The 22959-nt window shown below is 72.5% G+C and carries 16 protein-coding genes; 7 read left to right on the forward strand and 9 right to left on the reverse strand.

The features are described from left to right. Window positions 1–70: 70 nt before the first annotated feature. On the reverse strand, window positions 71–439 hold the full coding sequence (locus AB0G28_RS28945; protein WP_361095717.1) for a VOC family protein: 369 nt from the start codon (window positions 437–439) through the stop codon (window positions 71–73). Between the two features lie 122 nt (window positions 440–561). Then, window positions 562–1767 carry an Ig-like domain-containing protein gene (locus tag AB0G28_RS28950; RefSeq protein ID WP_361095720.1) on the reverse strand — a complete coding sequence of 402 codons (1206 nt, stop codon included), beginning with the start codon at window positions 1765–1767 and terminating at the stop codon, window positions 562–564. Window positions 1768–2301: 534 nt separating this feature from the next. On the opposite strand from AB0G28_RS28950, the gene AB0G28_RS28955 reads away from it, so the two are divergent. The 6 genes from AB0G28_RS28955 to AB0G28_RS28980 all read left to right on the forward strand — a co-directional run bounded on the left by AB0G28_RS28955 (window position 2302) and on the right by AB0G28_RS28980 (window position 13272). Then, complete coding sequence (locus tag AB0G28_RS28955) at window positions 2302–3297, forward strand: DUF2278 family protein (RefSeq protein ID WP_361095723.1); 996 nt, start codon at window positions 2302–2304, stop codon at window positions 3295–3297. Between the two features lie 24 nt (window positions 3298–3321). Further along, window positions 3322–3876 carry a M12 family metallo-peptidase gene (locus tag AB0G28_RS28960; RefSeq protein WP_361095726.1) on the forward strand — a complete coding sequence of 185 codons (555 nt, stop codon included), beginning with the start codon at window positions 3322–3324 and terminating at the stop codon, window positions 3874–3876. A 13-nt stretch (window positions 3877–3889) separates the two neighbouring features. Beyond that, a complete protein-coding gene (locus AB0G28_RS28965; protein WP_361095730.1) occupies window positions 3890–4954 on the forward strand; it encodes a hypothetical protein in 1065 nt (354 codons plus the stop codon). A gap of 65 nt (window positions 4955–5019) precedes the next feature. Continuing rightward, the gene (locus tag AB0G28_RS28970) at window positions 5020–7752 is read left to right on the forward strand and encodes a hypothetical protein (RefSeq protein ID WP_361095733.1); all 2733 of its coding nucleotides are present in this window, start codon (window positions 5020–5022) and stop codon (window positions 7750–7752) included. 13 nt (window positions 7753–7765) lie between these two features. Next, on the forward strand, window positions 7766–9811 hold the full coding sequence (locus AB0G28_RS28975; RefSeq protein WP_361095736.1) for a PQQ-binding-like beta-propeller repeat protein: 2046 nt from the start codon (window positions 7766–7768) through the stop codon (window positions 9809–9811). After that, complete coding sequence (locus AB0G28_RS28980; RefSeq protein WP_361095739.1) at window positions 9808–13272, forward strand: hypothetical protein; 3465 nt, start codon at window positions 9808–9810, stop codon at window positions 13270–13272. The genes AB0G28_RS28975 and AB0G28_RS28980 overlap by 4 nt, the downstream gene beginning before the upstream one ends. 99 nt (window positions 13273–13371) lie before the next feature. Here AB0G28_RS28980 and AB0G28_RS28985 read toward each other — a convergent pair whose 3' ends face one another. The 4 genes from AB0G28_RS28985 to AB0G28_RS29000 all read right to left on the reverse strand — a co-directional run bounded on the left by AB0G28_RS28985 (window position 13372) and on the right by AB0G28_RS29000 (window position 16095). Further along, entirely contained in the window at window positions 13372–14250 is an 879-nt protein-coding gene (locus AB0G28_RS28985; protein WP_361095742.1) for a hypothetical protein, read from the reverse strand. 12 nt (window positions 14251–14262) lie between these two features. Beyond that, entirely contained in the window at window positions 14263–14967 is a 705-nt protein-coding gene (locus tag AB0G28_RS28990) for a hypothetical protein (protein WP_361095745.1), read from the reverse strand. Between the two features lie 66 nt (window positions 14968–15033). Next, window positions 15034–15693, reverse strand: coding sequence for a response regulator transcription factor (locus AB0G28_RS28995; RefSeq protein WP_361095748.1), 660 nt, complete (start codon window positions 15691–15693; stop codon window positions 15034–15036). Between the two features lie 69 nt (window positions 15694–15762). Continuing rightward, entirely contained in the window at window positions 15763–16095 is a 333-nt protein-coding gene (locus tag AB0G28_RS29000; RefSeq protein ID WP_361095751.1) for a response regulator, read from the reverse strand. A gap of 119 nt (window positions 16096–16214) precedes the next feature. Between AB0G28_RS29000 and AB0G28_RS29005 the strand changes: the two genes are divergently transcribed. After that, window positions 16215–17213 (forward strand): hypothetical protein, encoded by a 999-nt coding sequence (locus AB0G28_RS29005; RefSeq protein ID WP_361095754.1) that lies wholly within the window; start codon window positions 16215–16217, stop codon window positions 17211–17213. On the opposite strand, the gene AB0G28_RS29010 is transcribed toward AB0G28_RS29005, so the two are convergent. The 3 genes from AB0G28_RS29010 to AB0G28_RS29020 form a co-directional block, all read right to left on the reverse strand. Then, window positions 17203–18930 carry a sensor histidine kinase gene (locus tag AB0G28_RS29010; protein WP_361095757.1) on the reverse strand — a complete coding sequence of 576 codons (1728 nt, stop codon included), beginning with the start codon at window positions 18928–18930 and terminating at the stop codon, window positions 17203–17205. The genes AB0G28_RS29005 and AB0G28_RS29010 overlap by 11 nt on opposite strands. A 193-nt stretch (window positions 18931–19123) precedes the next feature. After that, complete coding sequence (locus AB0G28_RS29015; protein ID WP_361095760.1) at window positions 19124–21031, reverse strand: potassium transporter Kup; 1908 nt, start codon at window positions 21029–21031, stop codon at window positions 19124–19126. Between the two features lie 123 nt (window positions 21032–21154). Further along, window positions 21155–22705 carry a Na+/H+ antiporter gene (locus AB0G28_RS29020; protein WP_361095763.1) on the reverse strand — a complete coding sequence of 517 codons (1551 nt, stop codon included), beginning with the start codon at window positions 22703–22705 and terminating at the stop codon, window positions 21155–21157. Window positions 22706–22959: the final 254 nt, after the last annotated feature.

The raw sequence follows: 22959 nt of genomic DNA on the forward strand, positions 1-22959 counted from the left end.
GTCTTGAACGAGTCGTTCAGGACATCGGACGTCCTGAACGAGTCGTTCAAGACATCCGGCGCCGGGCTGATCAGGTGCGGTCGTGGAGCGTGACGTGGTAGCCGTCGGGGTCGGCGAAGGTGAACGTGCGACCGAAGGGGCCGTCGATCGGGGCGGAGACGATCGGGTGGCCGTCGGCGGCGAGGGCGTCGTGAATCGCCTGGACCTCCGTGGCGTGGAGCCAGATCGCGGCACCGATGCCGGGCTGGGCCACCGACTCGAGGTCGGTGCCGGGAATGACGTCGCGGAGGGCGAACGCGATCGGCTTCGTCTCGAAGACGACGGCGTGCGGGGGTCCGGCCGGCGAGCGGACGAGGCCGAGGTAGCGCTCGTAGAACGCCTGTGAAGCGGCCAGGTCGCGGGCCTGGAGCGAGATGAAGTCGGGGCCGGTGGCGGGCATGGTGCTGCTCCTTCGTGGTTCATGTCAGGTTCCTGACATGAACCACCGTATGTCAGGAACCTGACACACGTCAAGGCGGCAAAAGGGGCCTCCGGCGAACCGGAGGCCCCTTCGAAGAGCACTCAGCCGCGCAGGGCGCTGCCGGCCTGCCAGGCGCTCCAGCTGATGGCCCAGTCGCCGTGGCCGTTGTTGATGGCCAGCTGCGGGCCGCCGGAGTTGGTGACCTCGACGACGTCGCCGACGTCGAAGGTGTCGAAGAACCACTTGGCGTTCTCGGTGTTCATGTTGAGGCAGCCGTTGGAGACGTTGTCGCTGCCCTGCACGCCGACCGTCTTCAGGTTCTCGTGCAGGTACTCGCCGTCGCTGGAGATGCGGACGTTCCAGTTCTCCGGCGCGCTGTAGTAACCGGGGTCGCCCTCGCACACGCCGTAGGTGCAGGAGTCCATGATCTTGTGCGCCTCCTTCCCCAGCACGACGTGCGTGCCGTTGAAGGTCGGCGTCGGGCCCCGCGGCGGGGTGTTGGCGGTCTTGCCCATGCTCGTCGGCGCGGTCTTCACCAGCTGCCCGTTGTGGTACGCCTTGATCTGGTGCGTCTTGCCGTCCGCCTTGGCGATCCACGAGTCGTGCACCTTGTAGGTGGCCGAGACGTCCTGGCCGCCGTACAGGCCGCCCCCGATCGGCGTGCCGAAGGTCGTCGTCTCGAGCTTCACGGTCGAGCCGGCCTTCCAGTACTCCTGGGGCCGGTAGTGCACTTCGCGCTTGTTCACCCAGTACCAGCCGCCGTCCTGGGCGGGCGAGGACGTCACCTTGAAGGACTTCTCCACCGTGGCCTTGTCGGTGATGTCGTGGTCGAACTTGAGGCCGATGATCAGGCCGACGCCGAAGTCGCCCGACGCCGGCTGGAAGAGCGCGGGAGTGGCGACCCCGGACGGCTTGAGCGTGTGCACTTCCCCGCGCTGCTCGGTCGCCGCACCCGCCTGGTTCACCGCCGTGGCGACCACCTGGTACGTGGCCGCGTACCGGAGGTGGTCCTTGCTGGTCCACGTCGTCTTGTCCGGCGAGAGGTCGCCCTTGACGGCGTTGCCGGTCTGCGGGTTCGTCACCGTGACCGCCTGCAACGTGCCACCTGAGGCCTTGACGACGATCGGGTCCTTCGGGCTCAGCTCCTCGGAGGCGAACGCGACGGTCGCGGCCGGTACCCCGGGTACGGTCGCCGTCCCGGCCGCTCCGACCGCCCCGACCGCTTGCGCGGTCCCCGCGGTCTCGGTTTGTCCACTACACGCAGCCAGCAACAGGCCCACCAAGCCGAGCCCGGCGATACGGATCACTCTCACGATCATCAGACGCCCCACCCCGCCCGAAGTTGTGTAACGATCCGATCTCCCGGCCCGCCGGGGAGGGCAAGCTGTCCGGGAACCCGCGCGCCGTCCCACCTGGCGGTCAGGTGGGCGATCTTGCCGCGGCCAAGCTCGGAGCCGTCTCACGCACCGAAGCCGCCGCCGCGTACCACGCCGGCGCCGGATGGCACCGCGCGTCGCAGGTCGTGGGACCGAGCGCCCCGATGAGGTTTTCTCACTGCGGGCTGCGTGGGGGCGGGCATGGCAGGCCACTCGGCCTGCCGCGGCCCCCTCATGTCTTGAACGAGTCGTTCAGGACCTGGGGCGTCTCGAACGACTCGTTCAAGACACTGACAAAACCCCAATGTGGCGTTCGGTGCGTCCAACGCACCCAACGCCACATTGGGGCGCATCCCGACCCACTGCCGACCGGCACCCCGTGTCATCAGGGCTAACCCTGATGACACGGGGGCGCGCGGGCGGCGAACCTGGCGAGGTGGCCCACCGAGCGGGAGGGGACGAACAGTGCCGTTGAAGTCCTATGGCGTGCTTTCCGGCGCGGTGGTGGGCACCCAGCGCGAAGGAAAGACCGATACGCCGCACTACCAGATAGAACTCGCCGCCGACGATGTCCGCTACCGCGTCGCGGTGAACGTCGAATCCCAGGAAACGCCGTCCGAACTTCGGTACTGCGTGGTCGAAGACTTCCGGCACCCGGTCACGGCGGCGTTGCCCGCGGGAGCCGGGTGGACCCCGCTGCCGCCCGGTCCGGGTGGCGCCGGGCTCGACTTCATCCGGGCGAACCTGTTCGATCCGGCGACGCTCAGGGTGCTGCCGCCGGACGTGACCGGCCCCGACAACGATCTCGCCGACCTGCTCGACCACTACGTTCTCCGGGCCCAGCGCGACCCGGACGTCCGGCTCTACGCGTTCGGCGAGCGCTGGGGCCCGGAGGACGGCGTCCCGGACAAGGTCTTCGGCTTCCTGCCCGGCAACGGCGTGCACGACGTGCACATGAATCAGGGCAACAGCGGAGCCTTCCGTCGCGACGACGGCGTGTGGCAGGACGGCGGGCTGCTGCTCCACTTCGGCGCCGAGTCGCGGTGGGTCGCGATCTTCCTCGCGTTCCAGAGCCAGTCGTGGCACACCGACGACACGACCGGCCACGCGATCGACGGCGGGCCCGGCCCGCAGGAGCAGATCCCGGTGCGCGTCGTCGGGGCACTGGTCAACCCGGTCGGTCCCGCGCCCGAGGCGGAGCAGGTCACCTTGCTGAACGCCTCGCCGGCGGAGGTCGACCTCACCGGCTGGCGGCTGGCGGACCGGGCGAAGAAGACCTGTGCGCTGCCGGCGACGCGGCTCGCCGCCGGGACCACCCTCGCGGTGCCTCTCACCGACGGGGTCCAGCTGGGCAACAACGGCGGCGCGATCACCCTGCTGAACCCGCAGGGGCTGAAGGTGCACGGCGTGTCGTACACGGCCGAGCAAAGTCACGACGAGGGTTGGACGCTGGTGTTCTGACCCGGACGGCACCGGAGGTTCCCGATGGCCCCGCACGTGGATCTCAACGTCATCGCCGTGGGCGAGGACCGGTTCGCACCCGGGAAGTCCCAGCAGCTCACCGACTCCCTGGCGATCATGACCGGCATCTTCGCCGTGCACGGGCCGGTGATCGGCACGATCCGGCGATTCCGGATCAAGTCCGCCGACGCGGGCGCCCTGACGACCGTCCGCAGTCTCGCCGACGCCCAGGCGCTGGCCGACCGGTGGGGCGTGGCCAACGACGCCCTCGACTTCTTCGTCGTCGCCGTGATGTCCGATCCGAAAGCCGACGGGTGGTCGCCGGTCGGGGGTTCGTGCACCAAGCGCCGCACCAAAGGACTGCGGGCACCGGTGGTCTCCCTGAACGGCACCACCGCGAACAGCGGGAACACGTTCGCGCACGAGCTCGGGCACTTCCTCGGGCTGCCCCACTGCGAAGCGGACACGTCGCTGTGCACCGACCCGGTGAACTTCATCAAGGCGTCGTCGAACTCCAACACCAGTGTCACGCAGGCCCAGGCCGTCCGGATGCGCGGGCACTGCCAGGTCAGACCGTGAGAATCGAGGCGACGTGCCGCTGCCCCAGCTCATCGACGAACTGCTCGCCGCCAAGGACGGGTTCGGCCAGGAACGGCTCCGAGAACTCGACGAAGCCGACCGCGCCGAAGCGCTCCGCCGGGCCCTCGACCCCGCCGACCCGGACCGGATCCGGACGATCGGCCTCCTCGCGGCGCTCGCCGCGACCGACCCCGACACGCGCCCGCCGCTCGGCGCGGCGATCGGCAGCGTCCTGGCCACCGGAGACGCCGATCCGTTCGACGTGGCCGCGGCGATCTGCCTGGCCACTCCCCTGGGTACCGACGCCACCGCGCTGATCCAGGGCGCCGCGTCCGCCGGCGATCCCGTCGTCGCACTGGCCGCCTGGCGCACGCTCGGGCAGGTCGCCACGTCCGACGTGCTCGACGAACTCGCACAGGTGGCACCGCCGCCCGGCGACGTCGTGGGCGACCAAGCCGCCTTCACACTGTCGGTGATCGCCTACCGGGCCGGCTTGACCGGGTTCGAACTTCCCGTCCTCGACGACACCGACATCATCGCCATCGCGGACGGCGCGGAGACCCGATCGATCACCCGGTCGGACACCACCGACGCGGACTTCGAGCTGCTCTCGAACTCCTCGATCGGCGACCTGTACCTGCTGACGCCCGCCCGCGAAGCGACCACGACCGTCGACTGCGGTGACGACCACCTGCTCGTCTGCCTGGATCCGGACGTGCTCGCGGCAGTCCCGGAGACGCTCCTGCAGGCACCGGCGCTGGCCGGGGTCGTCGCGGTGCTCGACCCGTCGGGGACCGGGTTCTCGGTCCGGTACCTGATCCTCACCCAGCCCGACGGCGGCGACGGGGTCCACGTGACGCTGTACCAGCCCGACGGCCGGCCGGTCTTCACCGGCCATCCCGACGGCGGCGAAATCGACGGCGGCCGGATCAGCATCCCGCTGTTCGCCGTCGACCGGCCGGGCGTCGCGCCGATCTCGCTCACCGTGGAAGCCGATACGGACGGCGTCCGCCTCGCCGGCGACAGCGTGGGCGCGACCGAGATCGCGACCGACCGGCTGGCACCGGACGAGACCTGATCAGGGCTAGCCCTGATGACAGACGTCGATCAGCTCGGCGAGCCTGGCGAGGGAGGTGACCGTCCATGCCGGAGCTGCTCCTGGTACGACCCGACGACCACGTCATCGCCGGGGTGAGCCTCCCGGGCTTCGGCGTGGGTGCGGGCCCCGACGGGTCTCCCCGGCTCGTCGCCGGCGAGAACGCCCGCCTGATCGTGACGTTCCCACCGCAGCACGTCGCCGAAGAAGCCTCCTTCCCGGACACGCCGGCGCCGTTCGTCCCGTTCGATCCGCCCGTTCCGGTGTGGCGGTCCGTACTCGCCGGCCGAAGCCGCGTCGCGTTCTCCGTCGAGCCGGGCACGACGATCGTGCCGACCGTCGCGGGTGTCCTGGACGCCATCGGCGCCGCGGCGGTCCGGCCGCCTTCGGTACCGCCGGGCGACGAAGACACCGCGATCGAGCTGCCGTGGCGGCTGGTCCTCGCCCCGCTCGACAGCGCCGGCGCGACTGTCCATTGTGTACAGGCAACGGCTCCGGTCACCGCCTCGGGGGTGACCGGCCTCTGGTGTGCGAAGTTCACCGGTTCCGCCGCGACGCCGCTGGACGCCGGGCTGAGCCTGCGGCCCGTCGACGGCGACCTGGCCGGGCGGGACGACGACCTCGGCTTCGAGGTGGCCCTGGCGGCGCCGGAACGGTCGCTGATCGTGCTCAACAGCGCGACCCACCCGGCGACGGCGAGCCGGCTCGAGCTCGGTGCCCTCGGCGGGACGTTGAGCGCGGACGGGGTGTGGGAGAACTTCCGGTGGCGGCAACGCACGGTTCTCGGGCGCGACCTGAGCGTGGAGACGGCCGTCACCGGCCGGCTCTACCCCTTGGGGCACCGCGCGGTCCTGGAGGTCTTCAGCGAGCGCCAGTTCGACCCGAACGCCGGGAACGCCGCCGTCCTGCGGCGGTGGTCGGTGCTGACGGTCACCGAACCGGTGCGCCGGCCGCCCGCGGACCTCGCCCTGCGGCGCGGTTTCCCCTTCGACGACGTTGAAATCCTCACCCGGGTGTACGCCGGGCTGGGCGAGCCCGACTGGCAGGAGCACGCCCCGCCGGACGGGCGCCCGCCCCTGCGGACGCACTTCTTCCCCACGAACCTGGCCGGCGAGTTCATCCGGTTCCCGCTGCGGGTGGGCAGCCCGGCCGGGGACCTGCGGTGCGACCTGCCGCTGATCTTCGTCGCCGACCTGTCCCCCGAATACGACTCCCTCACCGATCCGACCCTCGCCGACGCGCTCGCCGGGGCCTACGGGGCCGAGGAGGTGCGCTTGCCGGGGGCGAACCTCGATCTGGTGCGGTCGCCGAACCCGCGGGACGGCGACGTGCACGAGGTGCACGCGCTGGACATCGCGGGACGGCTGACCGGCGACGGCTACCGGCCCGCGCTCGCCGGCCTCGAAGTCCGGGTCCCGGCCCTGCGCTCGCTGACCGGGTTCGACGCGCCCACCCCGGTCCGGTTCGCGGCGAACTACCTGGCCCGCGGGGACACCGAAGACGTGCTGCTCGAGCTGACCGGCGCCGCGATCGGCGTCGACTTCACCCGCTGCGCGCAGCGGTCCGGTGGCCTGGTCTCGCCCGCTTTCGCGGCGAACGGCCTGTCGCGGTCGTTCGGCCCGGTCAACCTGGCCGGGCTGCCGAACCCGGTCACCGGTCTCCTCGACCCCAAGCGGGTGTTCCCGCCGGAGGCGACCATCCTCGGCTTCCCGATCCGCGACCTCGTCTCGCAGGTGCGGGTGCCGCCGCAGATCACGTCGGTCGTCCGGACCGGCCGCCCGCCGGCGGTCACGATGCGGTGGGAAGACGTCAAGCTCTCCGCGCTCGGCCCCTTCACCCCGACCGCCGCGACGCGGATGAACCTCACTGTCACCACCGGGCTGGGGCCGGCCGGCGCCCCGCAGGCCCACACGACCTGCACCGTCAACGACTTCGCGCTCGTCCTGCCGCCGGGTCCACGGGCGCTGCTGGAACTCTCGTTCGCCAGGATCGAGTTCACCCAGGTCACCGGCCGGCAGCCGGACCTGCGGATCGACGGCCTGCGTGCGGAGTTCCTCGGGCTGCTGCAGCTGCTGGAGGAACTGCAGAACGCCGTCGACCTCGCCGGCGCCGCGCGCTTCCTGGACGTCACACCGTCCGGCATCACCGCGCGGTACTCCCTGCCGGTGCCCTCGGTGTCGGCCGGCGCCTTCTCCCTGCGCAACATCGCCGTGCACACCGCGGTCGAGGTGCCGTTCGACGCCCGGCCGGTGCAGGTGACGCTGGGGTTCAGCAGCCGGGCCAACCCGTTCAACCTCAGCGTGCTGATGCTCGGCGGGGGCGGCTACATCGAGGTCGTGCTCGACCGGAACGGCTTGCGGCGCCTGGAGGCCGCGCTCGAGTTCGGGGCACTGGTCGCGATCGACTTCCTCGTCGCGAGCGGCGAAGTGCACGCACTCGGCGGCGTCCGCTTCACCCTCGAACAGGACGGTTCGGTGTCCCTGGAGGGCTACCTGCGCATCGGCGGCTGCGTCGAGGTGCTCGGCCTCGTTTCGGTGTCGGTCGAGATGCGCATCGGGCTGACCTACCACTCCGACCGCAAGGCCCTGGTCGGCCGCGCGACCCTGGTCGTCGAGGTGGACCTCACGCTGTGGTCCGAAAGCGTCGAGCTGGACAGCGGCGAGTGGGTGCTGGCGGGCGGCACGGCCGCGGTGCCCGGGCCGCGGGGACTGCGGCAGCTCGACGGCCCGGCACTGGACCTGCAGCGGTGGCGCGACTATCGCGCGGTTTTCGCGCACTGACCGAGGAGTGAGCATGGGTGTGCCGGGCACGCGGCTGCACGAGGTGATCTTGCCGATGCCGGTGAGCTCGCTGGGCTGGACACCGGACGGCAAGCACCTCGCCGTGTCCGGGACGAACTTCGCCGGGGACTCCAGCGGCGGGAAGGTCGCCATCGTCGACGCCTCGCACGGCACGGTCGACTTCGTGCTGAACCAGGCCGACCCGGCCACGGACAGCGTGTCGGTCAGCGCCGACGGCCTGTGGATGGCGGTGTCCGGGCAGGACGCCAAGGGGGTGCTCGCCGTCGAGGACGCCAACCCCCGGTGCACCAACCCGGAGTTCGCCGTCGCCGACCAGGTCCTGTTCGGCCCGGACGGGCGGTTCGTCGCGGCCGTGGGCTCCAGCACGGGGTTCGTCGGCGGCCTGCAGGTCTGGGTGTTCGACGCGGCCACGGGCGAGACGAAGTGGCGGAGCACGGGACCGTTCGACGAGTTCCGGCAGTTCGGCAAGCTGGCCTACAGCCCGGATTCCCGCCTGCTCGCCGCGATCCGCGGCGGCGAATCCTTCGTCTTCGACGCGGTCGGCGGCGACCTGCTCCGCGCGTTGCCCGACTTCGTGGAGTCCGTCGCCTTCACGCCGGATTCGAAGACGGTGGTCGCCGGGATGACCGACGGGACGGCCCGGATGATCGACGTCGCGTCCGGGGCCACCGTGGTCGCCAAGGTCCACGACGTCGTCGGGCTCGGCTCGGTCGCGGTCAGCCGGGACGGCCGGTGGGCGGCGGCGGTCGTCGAACCGGGGCCCGCGGTGTTCGGCACCGCCACCGGTGAGCTCCGCTTCGGTCCGCTCCCCGACCTTGGCGAGTGCACCAAGGTCGTCTACGGCCCGGACCTGAGAACCATTGCGGTGAACCAGATCCCGGGCGACACGCCGCGGCCGGGCATCGCCGTGCTGAGCGCCGCGACCGGCGCCGTGCTGTGGTCGGACGAAGGCCCGGACATCGCCCGCGACCTCGCCTACAGCCCCGACGGCAGCCGGATCGCCGTCGGCGGGATCATCGATCCCGGGCAGGGGTATCTCCGGCTGTACGAGGTCGGCGGCGAGCTCCTCCGCATCGACCACGGCAGCACGATCACGCAGCTCGCCCTGGCCCGGACGGCCCCGGTGGCGGTGACGGGGACCGCCGACCAGAACGTCCGGATGTACCGGGTGGACGCGAGCGGGGATCCGCTCGTCGAAGGCCCGCACCCCAGCCCGGTCACCTCGGTCGCGATCGGCGCGGACGGCCTGTCCGCGGTCAGCGGCTGCCTCGACGGCCACGCCCGGCTCTTCAAAGCGCTGTTCGGACTGGTGTGGAAGATCGACCACGGCCAGGCGGTCAACGCGGTGGCGATCAGCCCCGCCGGGGACCTGGTCGCCACCGGCTGCGCCGACCGGACGGCCCGGGCGCTCGAGTTCGCCACCGGCGCCGAACGCTGGCGGTGCCCGCACCCGAGCGGCGTCACGGCGGTGGTGTTCAGCCCGGACGGCTCGGTCCTGGCGACCGCGAGCAACCGGTCGACCGTCCTCGTCGACGCCGGGACCGGGCAGGCGGCCCACCGGATCGACGGCGACGGGAAGGTGCGAGCTCTCGCGTTCGGCAAGGACGGTCTCCTCGCGATCGCCGACGAGAACGGGCTCCGGCTCGTCGACTCCCGCTCCGGCACGGTCACCGCCACGGTGCCCCATCCCCGGGCGCTGACCGCGGTGAGCTTCAGCACCGATGGCCTGCTCCTCGCTTCGGGCGGCGTGGACCGGCAAGTCCGGATCTTCCCGCTGACCGGCGCGACGCCCGGCGAGCCCCGCGTCCTGGACTGCGACGCTCCGATCAGGACAGTGGTCTTCCGCGCTGGGGACAAGACCATCGCCGTGGCCACGGAAAGCGGCATGGTGACGGCCTTCGAGGTCGCAACGGGGTTCGAGCAGTACCGCGTCGCGCATCCCGCGCCGGTCCGGGACCTGGCGTTCACCGCCGACGGCGGACTTCTCGTCACCGCCTGCGACGACGGGATCCTGCGCGTGGTCGGGGGCAGGCCGTGAGCGAGGTGCTGTGGGTGCCGGTCCCCGGCGGGCTCGACGGCACGCAGGCCGTCGTCCAGGTGCTGGTCGTGCCGCGGCTGCAGGGCGGCCGGCTCGCCGACTTCGGCATGCAGGACTGGCCTGCGGTGCTGGAATCGGCGGCCTTCGAAGTCCGGACGAAGACGTCGGAGGGCATCCAGACCGTCGACGCCGCCGTGACGTACCGGAACGTCGCCGAATCCGGCCTCTGGCAGGCGTTCTTCGACGGGGACGCCGGGCTGGTGAACGAGTTCGGCCAGAAGACCTATCCCGCGCCGGACGTCGCCGACACCTACCGGGACGCGAGCGACGTCGTCGGCACGTACCAGACGTCGGCGAAGGCACTGGCCGTCCCGGACGCGAACACGCCGGCCATGGTCCGGCAGCAGCTGGACACCTGGTTCGACCCGGCGCCGCTGCCGCCCCCGCCGCCGTCGCCGCCGATCCCGCCGCACACACCCGCCGACTTCCACGGCACGGTCGCGATGCTGCGCGAGCACCCCGCGGTGCTCCGGAAGCTCGGCCTGGTCTTCGACGTCACCCTCGACCGGTCGGCGCTCGACGTGGGCGCGCCGGACACCCGGTTCCTGTCGGTCCGCTGCCCGGACCCGCCGCTCAGCTTCCTGGTCACCGCGCCGTGGACGCACTACCTGCTCACGTCGGGCCAGTTCGTGCCGGCCCCGTCGCCCGGCGCGGCCGCGGACATCCGCGCGGGCCTGCTCGACCTCGGCCGGGCCTCGGCGATCGTCGCCCCGCCCGCGCCGGACGAGCAAGAGCCGCCGCCCCCGCCGCGCTGGGCGGTGTCCACCTTCGACGTCGACGGGATCGTCGGCCGGCTCCGGGACGCCGCGAAGTCCGCCCATGAGAGCGACGCCGACGACGCGCCGGCGTTGCCGCACATCCGGACCGGCGGGCTGATGCTCGTGCGGCCGGGCCGGGCGGACGACTTCGCCGGGCGGGTCGCCACGGCGGCCGCGAACGCCCGCCTCGAATCCGCCGCGGACGCGGAGTTCCACGCCGAGGACCTCGTCCTCGGCTACCGCGTGGACGTCCGCATGGGCGACGATCCCCACTGGCACCCGCTGTGCGCGCGGCAGGCCCGCTACGGCGTCAACGGCCTGCCGATCGCCCCGGTCGAAGCGGCCGGCGGCGACGGCTTCCACGACGAGGAAGGCCACGTGAAGGCCAACGCCGCGATCCGGGACCCGGACCGGACCCTGCGCGCGGACCAGGTCGTCGTGCGCTGGGACGGGTGGAGCCTGGCCGTGCCGCGGCCCAACCTTCTCGACAACACCGCGGGCGCCGCGCGCAAGCCGGGCGTCGAGCTGCCGTACGACTTCGAGTGGAGTTACCGCCTGCGGCCGGCGAGCCTTCCGCCGCTGCGCTTCTCCCGCCGCTACAGCATGCGCGCGCGGATCGCCGACCTCGCCGGCGGCGGTCTGGGCGCCGACCACCAGAGCACCAGCTCCGACACCACCGAGACCATCCTCTACCTGCGGCACGAACCCCTCGCGGCCCCCGTCCTCCAGGCGCGGACGGAGTTTGCCGCCGGCGCGGCCGTCGACCGGCTCGTCATCCGCAGCGACTTCGGCAAGAGCGTCGCGGAGACCTCCGCCGGCAACCCGGGCTACCCGGCGGCCGACCGGCGCGAACTGCTCCCGCCGCAGACGACGTTCGCGATCGCCGAGCAGCACGGCGAATTCGACCACCCCGAAGACGAGCGGACCCGGGACTGGGCGGAACGGGCGCTGACCGTGTTCTCCGAGACCGGCGACGCCGCCGAACGCGGGCTGCCCGACCCGGCGGTGAACGGTGTCAACGCCGTCCTGGCCGCCGAGCCGGGCGGGGTGGCGGAACCGCTGAGCGAGCGGTCGGCCTGGGCACCGGCCTGGCCCGAGCAGGCGGACAAGGCGATCGAGCTCGTCGAGGGACCGGCCGACGACCCGATTTCCCTGCACTGGGCAGGAGACCGGCTCGTGGTCCGGCTGGCCCAGGCCGAGCAGGTGCGGATCGCGCTTTCCTCGACCATCCGCGACGGCTACATCGACCACTTCGCGATGTTCGACTGGCTCGCCCGCGCCGACGTCCCGGACGTGTCCCTCGTCGAGGCCCAGAACGGCGGGCACCCCCTGCTCTCGCCGCCGCGGGTCCTGCACCTCGTGCACGCGGTGCGCCGTCCGCTGGCCGAACCGCAGTGGCGGCTGCCGCCGGACGCGATCTCCCGCGACGAGAACGACACCACGGCCGTGCTGAGCCCCCGGTTCGCCGCGGACGGCCTGAACACCGACAGCACGGTCGCCCTGGACGTCGCGGCCCAGTGGACCGTCCGCTCGGATTCGGGCGTCGACCAGGTCACCGTCGACCACCTGCACACCGAGCCGATCGCCCGCGGCGAGCCGGCGTTCTCGCCCATGCGGCACTCCTTCGGGGACACCAGGCACCGGGTGGTCACCTACACCCTGACCGCCGTCAGCCGGTTCCGCGAGTTCTACGACGCGGGCGAACCCGACTCTGCGTTCCACGTCACCAAGGTCCAGCAGCCCGTGTCGATCGTGTCGAGCGCCCGGCCGCCGGCGCCGGTGGTGCTCGCGGTGCGGCCGGCGTTCCGGTGGGAACGCACCACGGCCGCCGGCCGGATCGAGCACGTCCGCCGGGGCGGCCTGCTGCGGGTCGAGCTGGCCCGGCCGTGGTTCGAGACCGGCGACGGCGAACAGCTCGCCGTCGTCGCGGCGATCGAGGAACCACCGGAGGAGCACGCCGGGCTCGTCACGCGCATCGGCCGCGACCCGCTCTTCGCCTCGCCGGAGCTGCCGCTGTTCCCGGCCGCGGACTGGTTCACCGGCCACGCCGGCGAAGTCTTCCTCCCGGAAATCCCCGCCCGGGTGCACGCCGTCCCGTTCGCGGTGACGGAGGCGGGCGACCGCTGGTTCGCCGACGTCGAGCTCACCTTGCCCACGCCGTCCTACAACCCGTTCGTCCAGCTCGCCGTCGCCCGGTACCAGCCGGAGAGCCTCCGCGGCCTCGAACTGTCCACAGTGGTCGCCACGGACCTGGTTCCCGTGCTGCCGGACCGGACTTTGGTCGTCACGAAGGAAGGCGACGTCGCCCGGGTCGAGCTGTCCGGCACCATGCCCGAACCGCGGACCGGGCTGGACGTGGTGGTCGAGGAGCACGTCCCCGCGGCCGGGGAGCACGACCTGATCCTGCTCGGCGGCGGCCCCGAGGTCCCGGGGTGGGTCCCGGTCCAGGGCCTCACCGCCACCGACGGCGTCACCACCACGGTCGACCTGTCCCGGCTCGGCGGCGCGGGCCCCCTGCGCCTGCGCGTCCGGGAGATCGACCTGCCCGGCGCCACCGAGGACGTCGTGACGCCGGAGCTGAACGAGCGCTCGCCGTTCGTCGACCTGGTGCCGCTGCCGGCGGAATGGCTTCCGCCGGCGTGAAGCCTCCGCTGCCGCCTGCCCGCGGCTCCGAAGGTCGCGAATGGGTCATCGGGGACCTCGCACGTCCCGAATGAGTCATTCGCGACACCGGCCTGAGCCTCACAGGGAGTAGAACTCGACGGCGACGAACGCGGGAGTCTCGCTGGTCGTGTAGCCGTCGTGCACGGCCTGCTGGCTGCGGAAGCCGTCCCACGACCACCAGAGGCGCTCGTCGGCGCCGGCGCCCTTCCAGACCATCACCACGCGGTTGTCGACCCGGCCGAGCGCGGGCCCGTGGCTCGACCGCCCGACCGCGGGCTGCTGCGGCGACCAGGAACCGCCGCCGTAGGTGGCCCGCCAGAGCTGGTCGTCGCCGCCGGAACCCTTCCACGCCATGACGAGCCCGCCCGGTGAGGACGCCAGGGCCGGGCCGTGCGTCGAACCCCCGGCGAAGGGCTGGGGGTCGGTCCAGGAAGAGCCGTCGTAGGTGCACCAGTACAGCTGCTCGTTGCCCCCGGACCCTTTCCAGGCCAGGAAGAGCCGGCCGTCGTGGCCGGCCAGCGCGGGGCCGTGCGTCGAGCTCGCCGTGCCGTTGCCCGCGAGCCGCTGCGGGGTCCACCCGCCCGGCCCGAGTTCGGAGTACCAGATCATCTCGTCCGGGCCGGTGCCCCGCCAGGCCATGAACACGCGGTCGCCGACCACGCCGAGCGCCGGGCGGTCGTCGGTGCGGGGGCCGTCCGCCGGGTTCGACTGGTCGCTCCAGGAGCTCGTGTCGAAGTGGGCGGTGGCCGTCCAGATCCGGCTGTCGTCGTCCGCGCCGCGCCACGCGGTCAGGATTCCGTGGTCCCCCGGCTTCACGACCGCGGCGATCCCCCGGCTGGTGGCGAAGTAGCTCACCCGCCGGGCACCGCCGATCTCCTGGTCGAAGTCCCGCCGGGCCGCGTAGATGGCCTGATCGGATCCTTGTCCTTTCCAGAGCAGGAAACCGCGCTGGGTCATGGCTCCTCCAAGTCAGTACACGAGGTCGGGCTCGCCCTGCGCGCTGGTCGAGACCGTCCCGGTCGCGACGTCCACCTGGATCTCGCCGGACTGGAAGTCGACGCCACGGGTCGCGTCGTCGATGTCGTGCTCATCGCCGAGCGGCGCGCCGAAGGTGTGGAACCGGTCGAAGTAAGTGCCGAGGATCGGCTGCCGGACGAGGAACACGCCCAGGCCGGGATGGTGGATCAGGGCCGCGGCGACGCCGTCGAGGGTCAGGTTGCGGATCGTGATCCGCGTCCGGGTGAGGATCCCGTTGCGGTGCTGGTCGGTGATCACCGACCCGGCGGCGGTCAGGTCGGCGATCCGCTCGTCGATCGCCACGGAAGCGGCGTCGAAGGCGACCATGTGCTTGTCCAGCAGGTCCATCGTGCGCGGACCGGCGAAGCCGTCGAGGATGCTCGGGCTCTGGCCGGGTGGGAAGCGGAGCCGGAAGACGAACTTGTACGCCTTGACCGTCCGTTCCGTACCGGCCCCGAACACCCCGTCCGCGAAACCGTCCACCGGCAGCGGCGGATCGGTCTGCGCCGGCCACAGCAGGTCGGCCAGCGCCTGCTGCACCCGCAGGACCGACTCCGCCGGGCTGCCCGGCCCGAGCTTGACCTGGCCGGTGTCCGGGTCGTTCAGGATGTCCAGCAGGTGCTGGTCGCCCTGGAACCGCGGCGACGAGAACTCCATGACGGCCCCCTCCGTGTCGACGGCCGATCGTGAGCCGATGATGCGGGCGACGGCCGCCGGCTGTCATCAGGGCTGGCCCTGAGCGCGCAGGAACGCCAGCACCGCCAGGACACGGCGGTGGTCCGCGGGCTCCGGCTGCAGGTCCAGGCGCAGCAGGATGTGGCGGATGTGCGTCTCCACGGTCTTCTTCGTCAGCACCAGCCGGTCGCAGATCGCCTGGTTGGACCGCCCTTCCGCGATCAGCGACAGGATCTGGCGCTCACGCTCGCTGAGCCGGGCGAGCCGGTCGTCGCCGGGCCGGGTCAGCAGCCGGGCGATCTCCGGGTCCAGCCGGCAGCCCCCCGAGGCGACGTCCCGTGCCGCCTCGACGAAGGCGTCGATCCCGCAGACCCGCTCCTTCAGCAGGTAGCCGACGCCGCGCGCGGACCCGCCGACGAGCATGCCGACCAGCCGGGTTTCGACGTGCTGGGACAGCACGAGGACCCCGACCCCGGGGTGGTCGCGCCGGATTTCGACGGCGGCGCGCAGGCCCTCGAGCTCGTGGGTCGGCGGCAGCCGGATGTCGACGACCGCGAGGTCCGGCCGCACCCGCCCGACCGCGTCGTGCAACGCCGCCGCGTCACCCACCTGAGCGCGGATGTCGAAGCCCGCGGTCCGCAGCACCTCGGCCACCGCTTCCCGGAAGAGGACGGCGTCGTCGGCTAGCACGACACTGAACCCGGTCATGTCCCACCGCCCTCGCCCGACAGCCGACATACCGTGACTCGCGTGGCGGGCTCGCCGCGTTACCGCCGGTCAACGGGACTTTTCGCCGAAGACCCGCCGGAGTTCGTCGGCCGACAACCGCTCTTTCGGGAGGACGGCGGTGCCGGCCGGATAGTCGCGCACGGAGCAGAGCACGGCCGGGATCCCCAGCCCGGCCAGGACGCGGGCCACCGCGAACCCGTCGGTGTCGGGGAGCTGCACGTCCAGCAGCACGCCGTCGGGACGCAGCGAACCGGCGGCGGCCACCGCCTCGGCGCCGGTCCCGGCCTCGCCGACGACCTCGATCTCCCCGGCCTCGAGCACCCGGCGGGCGAGCCGGCGGAAGCCCGCGTCGTCGTCGACTATCAGCACGCGCAGGGCCATCCCGCGATGGTGCGGCCCCGCCCCGGCCGGGCACATCGGTGCCTGCCCTGATGACGGCGGCGCCGCCGGCCGGGACCCTGGCACCCAGGCGCACGCAGGACCGGGGACGAGGAGCGATGATGACACCACCGCCCGAGCTGATCGCGGCCGAGGAAGCGCTCGAGGCCGTCGTGTTCGCCCTCCCCGAGGTCACCGGGATCGACGTCGGCGTCCGCGACGAGGAGCAGCCGGACGCCGACGATCTCGTCGTCCGCGTCTTCGTGCAGGACCTCGGCGCGGTCCCCGAGCTTCCCGCCGACGCCCAGGGGTTCCCGATCGTCGTCCTGCAACGTTCGTTCCGGCCGGCCTGGCTGCCCGACACCGGCAAGTACCGGCCGGTCGTCGGCGGCGTCTCGGTGATGAACGAACGGTGGCTGCACGCCGGCCGCACGGGCGGCTCGTCCGGGACGCTCGGTGCCGTCGTCCGGCACCGCGTCGAGCCGGGCTGGTACGGGCTCAGCAACCACCACGTGCTGTGCGGCGACCTGAACCGGGCGCAGGGCCAGGAGATCCTCCAGCCGGAGACCCTCTTCGGCGCCCGGCACGAAGGTGACCACCTCGGCGTGCTGTCGAACTGGGCGTTCCCCGAAATCACCAAGTCCGGGCGGGTCGACGCCGCTCTCTGCGCGCTCGACGTCGACGCGGCCCAGGAGATCGCCGACCTCGGCGCCACGGCGGGACCGAACTACCTGCTCGCGCCGGGCGACATCGTCCGGAAGCGCGGCCGGACCACCGGCCTGACCCACGGCTGGGTGTCGGGCACCAACGGGTCGTACAAGGTGCCCTACCCCGACCTGCCTCCGGTGGCGCCGCCGCCGCTCGTCCCCGGCTTCCCGCCGGACCGGCCCGCGGACATCCTGCGGTATATGACCGGCCAGATCCAGGTGCACGTCGACTTCCCGCAGTCGATCACGTTCGTGGAAAGCGGCGACTCGGGGTCCGTCCTGCTCGACTCGGACAACCGCATCGCCGGGCTGCTGTACGCCTCGGGCGACTGGGACAACGACCCGGCCGCGCCCACCTACGCGCTGGCGAACCCGATCGCCGACGTCGAAGACCAGCTGAACATCACCGTGTGACGCCCTCCGGTGCCGCGTCCAGGGGGATCTCGGCCCAGACGGTGGTGCCCGCCCGCTGTCCGCCGTGGATCTCCAACCGGCCGTCCAGTGCCCGGACGCGCTCGGCCAGACCGTCCAAACCGGACCCTCCGCGCGGGGTCGCACAGCCGGCACCGTCGTCCCGCACGGAAACGGTCAGCCGGCCGGCATCGGCGGCGAGGCGGATCCCGATCCGCGTCGCGCCCGCGTGCTTGAGCACGTTCGTGATCGCTTCGGCGACGACGAAGTAGGCGGTCGCCTCCACCGCCGCCGGCAGCCGGGGCAGTTCCGCCGCGGACACCGACGCCGGCACCGGGCAGCGTTCGGCCAGCGAGGTGACGGCGGGCACCAGCCCCGCCTGGGTCAGCACCGCCGGGTGGATCCCCCGGGCCAGGTCCCGGAGCTCGCCGATGGCCGTCTCGAGGCCTTCGGCCCCGGCGGCCAGCAACCGGTCAAGCGCGGGCTCGACGTGCCCTTCGAGCCGCCGGCGCGCCAGCCGCAACCCGATCGCCACGGCCACGAGCCGCTGCTGGGCGCCGTCGTGCAGGTCGCGCTCCACCCGGCGGCGCTCGGCGTCGGCGAGCTCGACCAGCCGCACCCGGGACCGGCGGAACTCCGCGAGCTGCCCTTCGATCTCCTCGTGCAGGCGCAGCCGGTCGGCGACCATCCCGACGACCGTCCCCGCGGCCCGGATCACCCGGGGGTCGTCCCACGTCGTGTCGCGGCTGAGGACCGCGGTGATCGGCCTGCCCGCGCACTCGGCCAGGACCACCGTCCGCTCCCCCGGCCCCGCACGGTCATCGGCGTCCGGCTGGTGCCAGCCGACCAGCCGCAGGGACGGATCACGCAGGACGCGGCCCAGCAGGACGCGCAACTCCGCCGGTGAACAGGGCTGCCGGACCGCGGCGAGCAGGTCCGCGACGCCGCCCACGCGCGGCGCCAGCCCGACGACACCCACCGCGAACGTCACCGGCCACAGGCAGAAGACGATCTTGTAGCAGGTCAGGACCACGGCATGGGCGGGGTGCCCCGAGCCGAGCAGGCTGGCGACGGCGGACAGCGCCGCGCCCGCCAGCGCGACCGCGACGACGAGCCCGAGCGGCCAGCGCACGCCGGCCGTCCGGGCGCCGAGCCGGCGGGCCAGCAGGACGAGAAGGGCGACGCCGACGACGGCACCCGCCAGCTCCAGCGTCCTGCCGACGGCGTCGCCGACCGCGGGCGCGTCCACGACCAGCAGGAGGTTCGCCGGCTTGCCGGGGAACCTCGCCGCCCAGTCCACGAAGGGCACTCCCACGGCCGGGACACCGAAACCGACCGCGTAGGCGCAGCCGACGATTCCCTTGGCGAACCGGCCGTCCAGCCGTCCGGCCGGGAAACTCGCCATCAGGTGGACGACCAGCGGGGCCGAGGCGTGCGCGAGCAGCAGCCCGGCCGTGAACACCACGGCGTTCGGCGACAGCTGGAGATCCTCGGCGAAGAGCCCGAGTCCCACGAGGACCATCAGCAGGCCGCTCCGGTTCGACGGCGCGCGGCGGTCGGCGATCAGCCCGGCGGCCACGAAAGCCGTGCCGGCCGACGACGTCAGCAGGACGTCGGCCATCGGGTGCGCGCCGTCGCGGATCTTGAGAAGGACCGCGGCCACGCCGAGCGCCACCGCGAAACCGGCCAGGACGACTACGACGGCGCGATGACGGGTCACCTCCACACCCCTCACCGCCCTCGGAGAACGCGATGCCGACGGCCGGTCAGTCGCCCGTCGGCGGGAACGCGTTACGAATCCGGCCAAAAGTAGGCCGCCCCCACGCGGCACGTAACCGTTGCTCCGAAGTCATCGGCCGTGGCTGTGGCCGGATTCGTAACGGTCGGCACAGCACAACGATCAGCCGGTCGGGTCACACGTCGACGTGCGAGCCCATGATGACCGTGCGGTCGCGCGGCAGGCCGAAGTACTCGGCGGCGTCCGCGGTGATGTAGGAGGTAGCGATGAACAGCCGCTTGCGCCAGCCCGCCATGGTCGGTTCCGGTCCGCGCCGCAGCTCGATCTTGGACAGGAAGTACGAAGCCTCGTCCAGCCGCAGCGGTCCCTCGGTCCGCGCCGGGTCGAGCCGCGCGAGCGCGCCCGGGACGTCCGGCGTCTCCATGTAGCCGTAGCGGGCGGTGACGAAGACGATGCCGTCGTCGGCGTGGCCCAGGTCTTCGACGGTCACCCGCCGCTCGGGCGGCACCCGCGGCACCGGCTCGGTCTCCAGCGACATGATGACGACCTGCTCGTGCCGCACGTGGTTGTGCTCGGCGTTCGCCCGCAGCGCCAGCGGGGCGGTCCGGCCACCGCGGTTGAGGAAGACCGCCGTGCCTGGGACCCGCTGGACCGGTGTTTCGCGGAGCCCCTCGATGAACTCCGGCAGGGAACCTTCGCGGCGTTCGCGCTCGGCGGTGACGATCCGGCGGCCCCGCTGCCACGTCGTCATGATCGTGAACGCCGTCAGGCCGATCAGCAGCGGCAGCCACGCGCCGTGGACCAGCTTGGTGAGGTTGGCCGCGACGAACAGCAGGTCCACGACCAGCAGCACGGACGCGCCGGCGCCGATCAGCCACGCCGGTGTCCCCCACCGCGACCGGGCGATGTAGAAGAACAGCAGCGTCGTGATCGTGATGGTGCCGGTCACCGCCATGCCGAACGCGAACGCCAGCGCGGCGGAACTGCGGAAGGCGAACACCAGCGTGAGCACCGAAACCATGAGCACCCAGTTGATCCACGGGACGTAGATCTGGCCCCGCTCGGTCTCCGAGGTGTGCGCGATCCGCAGCCGGGGCAGGTAGCCGAGCTGGGCGGCCTGGGCGGCGACCGAGTAGGCACCGGTGATCACCGCCTGGGACGCGATCACCGTCGCCGCCGTGGCCAGCACCACCAGCGGCAGCCGGCCCCACGAGGGCACCAGCAGGAAGAACGGGCTGCCGACGTTGGCCGGGTTCTCGAGGATCAGCGCGCCCTGCCCGAGGTAGCTGAGCACGCACGCGGGCAGGACCAGCAGCAGCCAGCCGCGAGTGATCGCGCGGCGGCCGAAATGGCCCATGTCGGCGTAGAGGGCTTCGGCGCCGGTGACCGACAGCACGACCGCCGCCAGCGCGAAGAAGGCGATGTCGAAGTGCCCGGCCATGAACCCGATCGCGTAGGTCGGCGAGAGCGCCTTGAGGATTTCCGGGTGCCCGGCGATCCCGGCGACGCCGAACCCGCCCACCGTCACGAACCAGGCGATCATGACCGGCCCGAACACTCGCCCGACCGCGGCTGTTCCCCGCCGCTGCACCAAGAACAGCCCGATGATGATCACGGCGGTGATCGGCACGATCCAGTCCTCGAAGCCGGCCGAGACGACCTTCAGGCCCTCCACCGCGGACAGCACCGAGATCGCCGGGGTGATCATGCTGTCGCCGAAGAACAGCGCCGCGCCGAAGATGCCCAGCCCGGCCAGGACGACGGCTACGCGCTTGCCGCGTTGGGCACCCCAGCGGCGCAGCAGGGTGATCAGCGCCATGATGCCGCCCTCGCCGTCGTTGTCGGCGCGCATCGCCAGCAGCACATAGGTGACGGTCACGATGATCATCACCGACCAGAAGATCAGCGACACCACGCCGAAGACGTTGTCCGCGCTCACCGGCACCGGGTGCGGGTCGGCGGGGTTGAACACCGTCTGCAGCGTGTAGATGGGGCTGGTGCCGATGTCGCCGAACACCACGCCGAGCGCGCCGACCACGAGGCCCAGGCGCACCACGTCGCGCGTGCTCTCCGCCTGACTCACGCGCTCCCCCTTGCCTCGGCAGTCACGAGGCGGACCCTACCGGTCCACTGTGGCCGGATCCCGGCGATCACGGCGGGTCGGGAGAAGCTTTACGCGTATTTACGGGATCTTAGCGCCGGGTCCTCAGTCCTCCAGCCCCGCGTGCTCCAGGTCCAGCAGCCGCTGGATGCGGCGCCGCGTGCCGTCGGTGATCTCGCCCGCCTCGAACAGCCGCGCCAGCTCGGCCGCCTCGATGGCGATCAGCTCACGCCGCAGGGCGCGGTAGTCGATCCCGCGCGCCAGGTCGTCGTCCTCGCCGTCGCCGCGGATGCGGTCCAGCCGCGCCTGCCAGCTCGCCCGCAGCTGGTCGACGACGAACGGCGCGGCGGACTCCGTCTCGGCCAGGTGGTCCAGGTGGCTCAGCCCGGCTTCGGCGAGCTTCCGGCGCGCGGTGCCGTACTCGGTCCGCAGGTCGGCCGGGTCGAGCGCGATGCCGGCCCGCCGCACCAGCGGCGCCAGGGTGAAGCCCTGGACGACGAGCGTCAGCACGATCACCGCCGTCGTCAGCAGCAGGACGAGGTCGCGCGCGGGCAGCTCGGAACCGTCCAAAGTGGCCACCGGCAGCGACAGCGCCGCGGCCAGCGGCACCACGCCCCGCGCCCCCGCCCACGAAACGACCGCGGGCACCTGCCACGACACGCGGCCGTCCACGCGTCGTTGCCGCACCGCCGAAAGCACGAACACCAGCAGCAGCCGGGCGAGCACCAGCGTCGCCGCGATGGCCAGCGCCTGCAGGAGCCACCACGCCCCGCCGCCGGCGACCCGCCGCACCAGGGCGGGCAGTTGCAGCCCGATCAGGCCGAACACCACGCTCTCCAGCAGGAACACCACGGTCTGGTAGACCGCGCCGACCTGCAGCCGGATCCGCGCGGTCGTCAGCCGCTCGGCCTGGGTCCCGAGGATCACGCTCGCCACGACGACCGCCGTCACCCCCGACCCGCCGACCGACTCCGCGACGACGTACCCGGCGTACGGCGTGACCAGGGAGATCACCGTCTCCAGCACCGGATCCTCGGTGCGCCGCCGGATCACGAACGCGCCGAGCGCCGTCAGCACGCCCACGGCCACCCCGCCGCCCGCGAGGACCCCGAACTCCCCCAGCGTCCGGCCCCAGGACGCGGCTCCCCCGGCGACGGCCAGGAACAACGCCACCCGGAACAGCAGCAGGCTGGTCGCGTCGTTGAACAGGCTCTCCGCCTGGATCAGCGCCTGCACCCGCGGCGGCAGGGCGAGCCGCCGCGCCAGCGCCGTCACCGCGACCGGGTCCGTGCTCGCCAGCACCGCGCCGAGCACGAAGGCCATCCCGACCGGCAGCGGCGTCACCGCGACCGCGATCCCGATCACCGCCGCGGCCGACAGCAGCACCAGCCCGACCGACAGCACCGCGACCGGCCGCGCGACCGCCCGCAGATCCCGCCACGGCAGCTCCTCCCCCGCCGCGAACAGCAGCGGCGGGAGCACGACCAGGCTGATCACCTCCGGCGTCACCTGCACGGCCGGGACGCCGGGCACCAGCCCCACCACGACCCCGACGACGACCAGCAGCGACGGCGCCGGAACCCGCAGGCGCCGCGCGAACGTGGCCACCACGGTCGCCACGACCACGAGGAACAGTACGGTTTCGACTCCGCGCATCAGCCGGTCCTCCACATCCCGATCCGGATGCCGACCAGACTTCCCGGCGCGCCGCGCCCAGCCTACGCGACGCGCCCGCACGACCGTGCCCGCCTTCGCAGGCGCGGTCGCTGGTCCCGGTCCCGAGCGCCCCAATGAGGTTTTCTCACTGGCGGGCTGCGTGGGTCGGGCATGGCAGGCCACTCGGCCGGCCGCGGCCCCCTCATGTCTTGAACGAGTCGTTCAGGACCTGGGATGTCTCGAACGACTCGTTC

Source organism: Amycolatopsis sp. NPDC021455, from assembly GCF_040640995.1.
Classification (GTDB): domain Bacteria; phylum Actinomycetota; class Actinomycetes; order Mycobacteriales; family Pseudonocardiaceae; genus Amycolatopsis.

What these genes read in the sequence shown, in the direction of transcription:
- AB0G28_RS28970 (WP_361095733.1), top strand. Translation starts at nt 5,020, where the DNA reads ATGCCGGAGCTGCTCCTGGTACGACCCGACGACCACGTCATCGCCGGG.
- AB0G28_RS28945 (WP_361095717.1), bottom strand. Translation starts at nt 439, where the DNA reads ATGCCCGCCACCGGCCCCGACTTCATCTCGCTCCAGGCCCGCGACCTG.
- AB0G28_RS28990 (WP_361095745.1), bottom strand. Translation starts at nt 14,967, where the DNA reads ATGGAGTTCTCGTCGCCGCGGTTCCAGGGCGACCAGCACCTGCTGGAC.
- AB0G28_RS29020 (WP_361095763.1), bottom strand. Translation starts at nt 22,705, where the DNA reads ATGCGCGGAGTCGAAACCGTACTGTTCCTCGTGGTCGTGGCGACCGTG.
- AB0G28_RS28985 (WP_361095742.1), bottom strand. Translation starts at nt 14,250, where the DNA reads ATGACCCAGCGCGGTTTCCTGCTCTGGAAAGGACAAGGATCCGATCAG.
- AB0G28_RS29005 (WP_361095754.1), top strand. Translation starts at nt 16,215, where the DNA reads ATGACACCACCGCCCGAGCTGATCGCGGCCGAGGAAGCGCTCGAGGCC.
- AB0G28_RS29000 (WP_361095751.1), bottom strand. Translation starts at nt 16,095, where the DNA reads ATGGCCCTGCGCGTGCTGATAGTCGACGACGACGCGGGCTTCCGCCGG.
- AB0G28_RS28960 (WP_361095726.1), top strand. Translation starts at nt 3,322, where the DNA reads ATGGCCCCGCACGTGGATCTCAACGTCATCGCCGTGGGCGAGGACCGG.
- AB0G28_RS28975 (WP_361095736.1), top strand. Translation starts at nt 7,766, where the DNA reads ATGGGTGTGCCGGGCACGCGGCTGCACGAGGTGATCTTGCCGATGCCG.
- AB0G28_RS28995 (WP_361095748.1), bottom strand. Translation starts at nt 15,693, where the DNA reads ATGACCGGGTTCAGTGTCGTGCTAGCCGACGACGCCGTCCTCTTCCGG.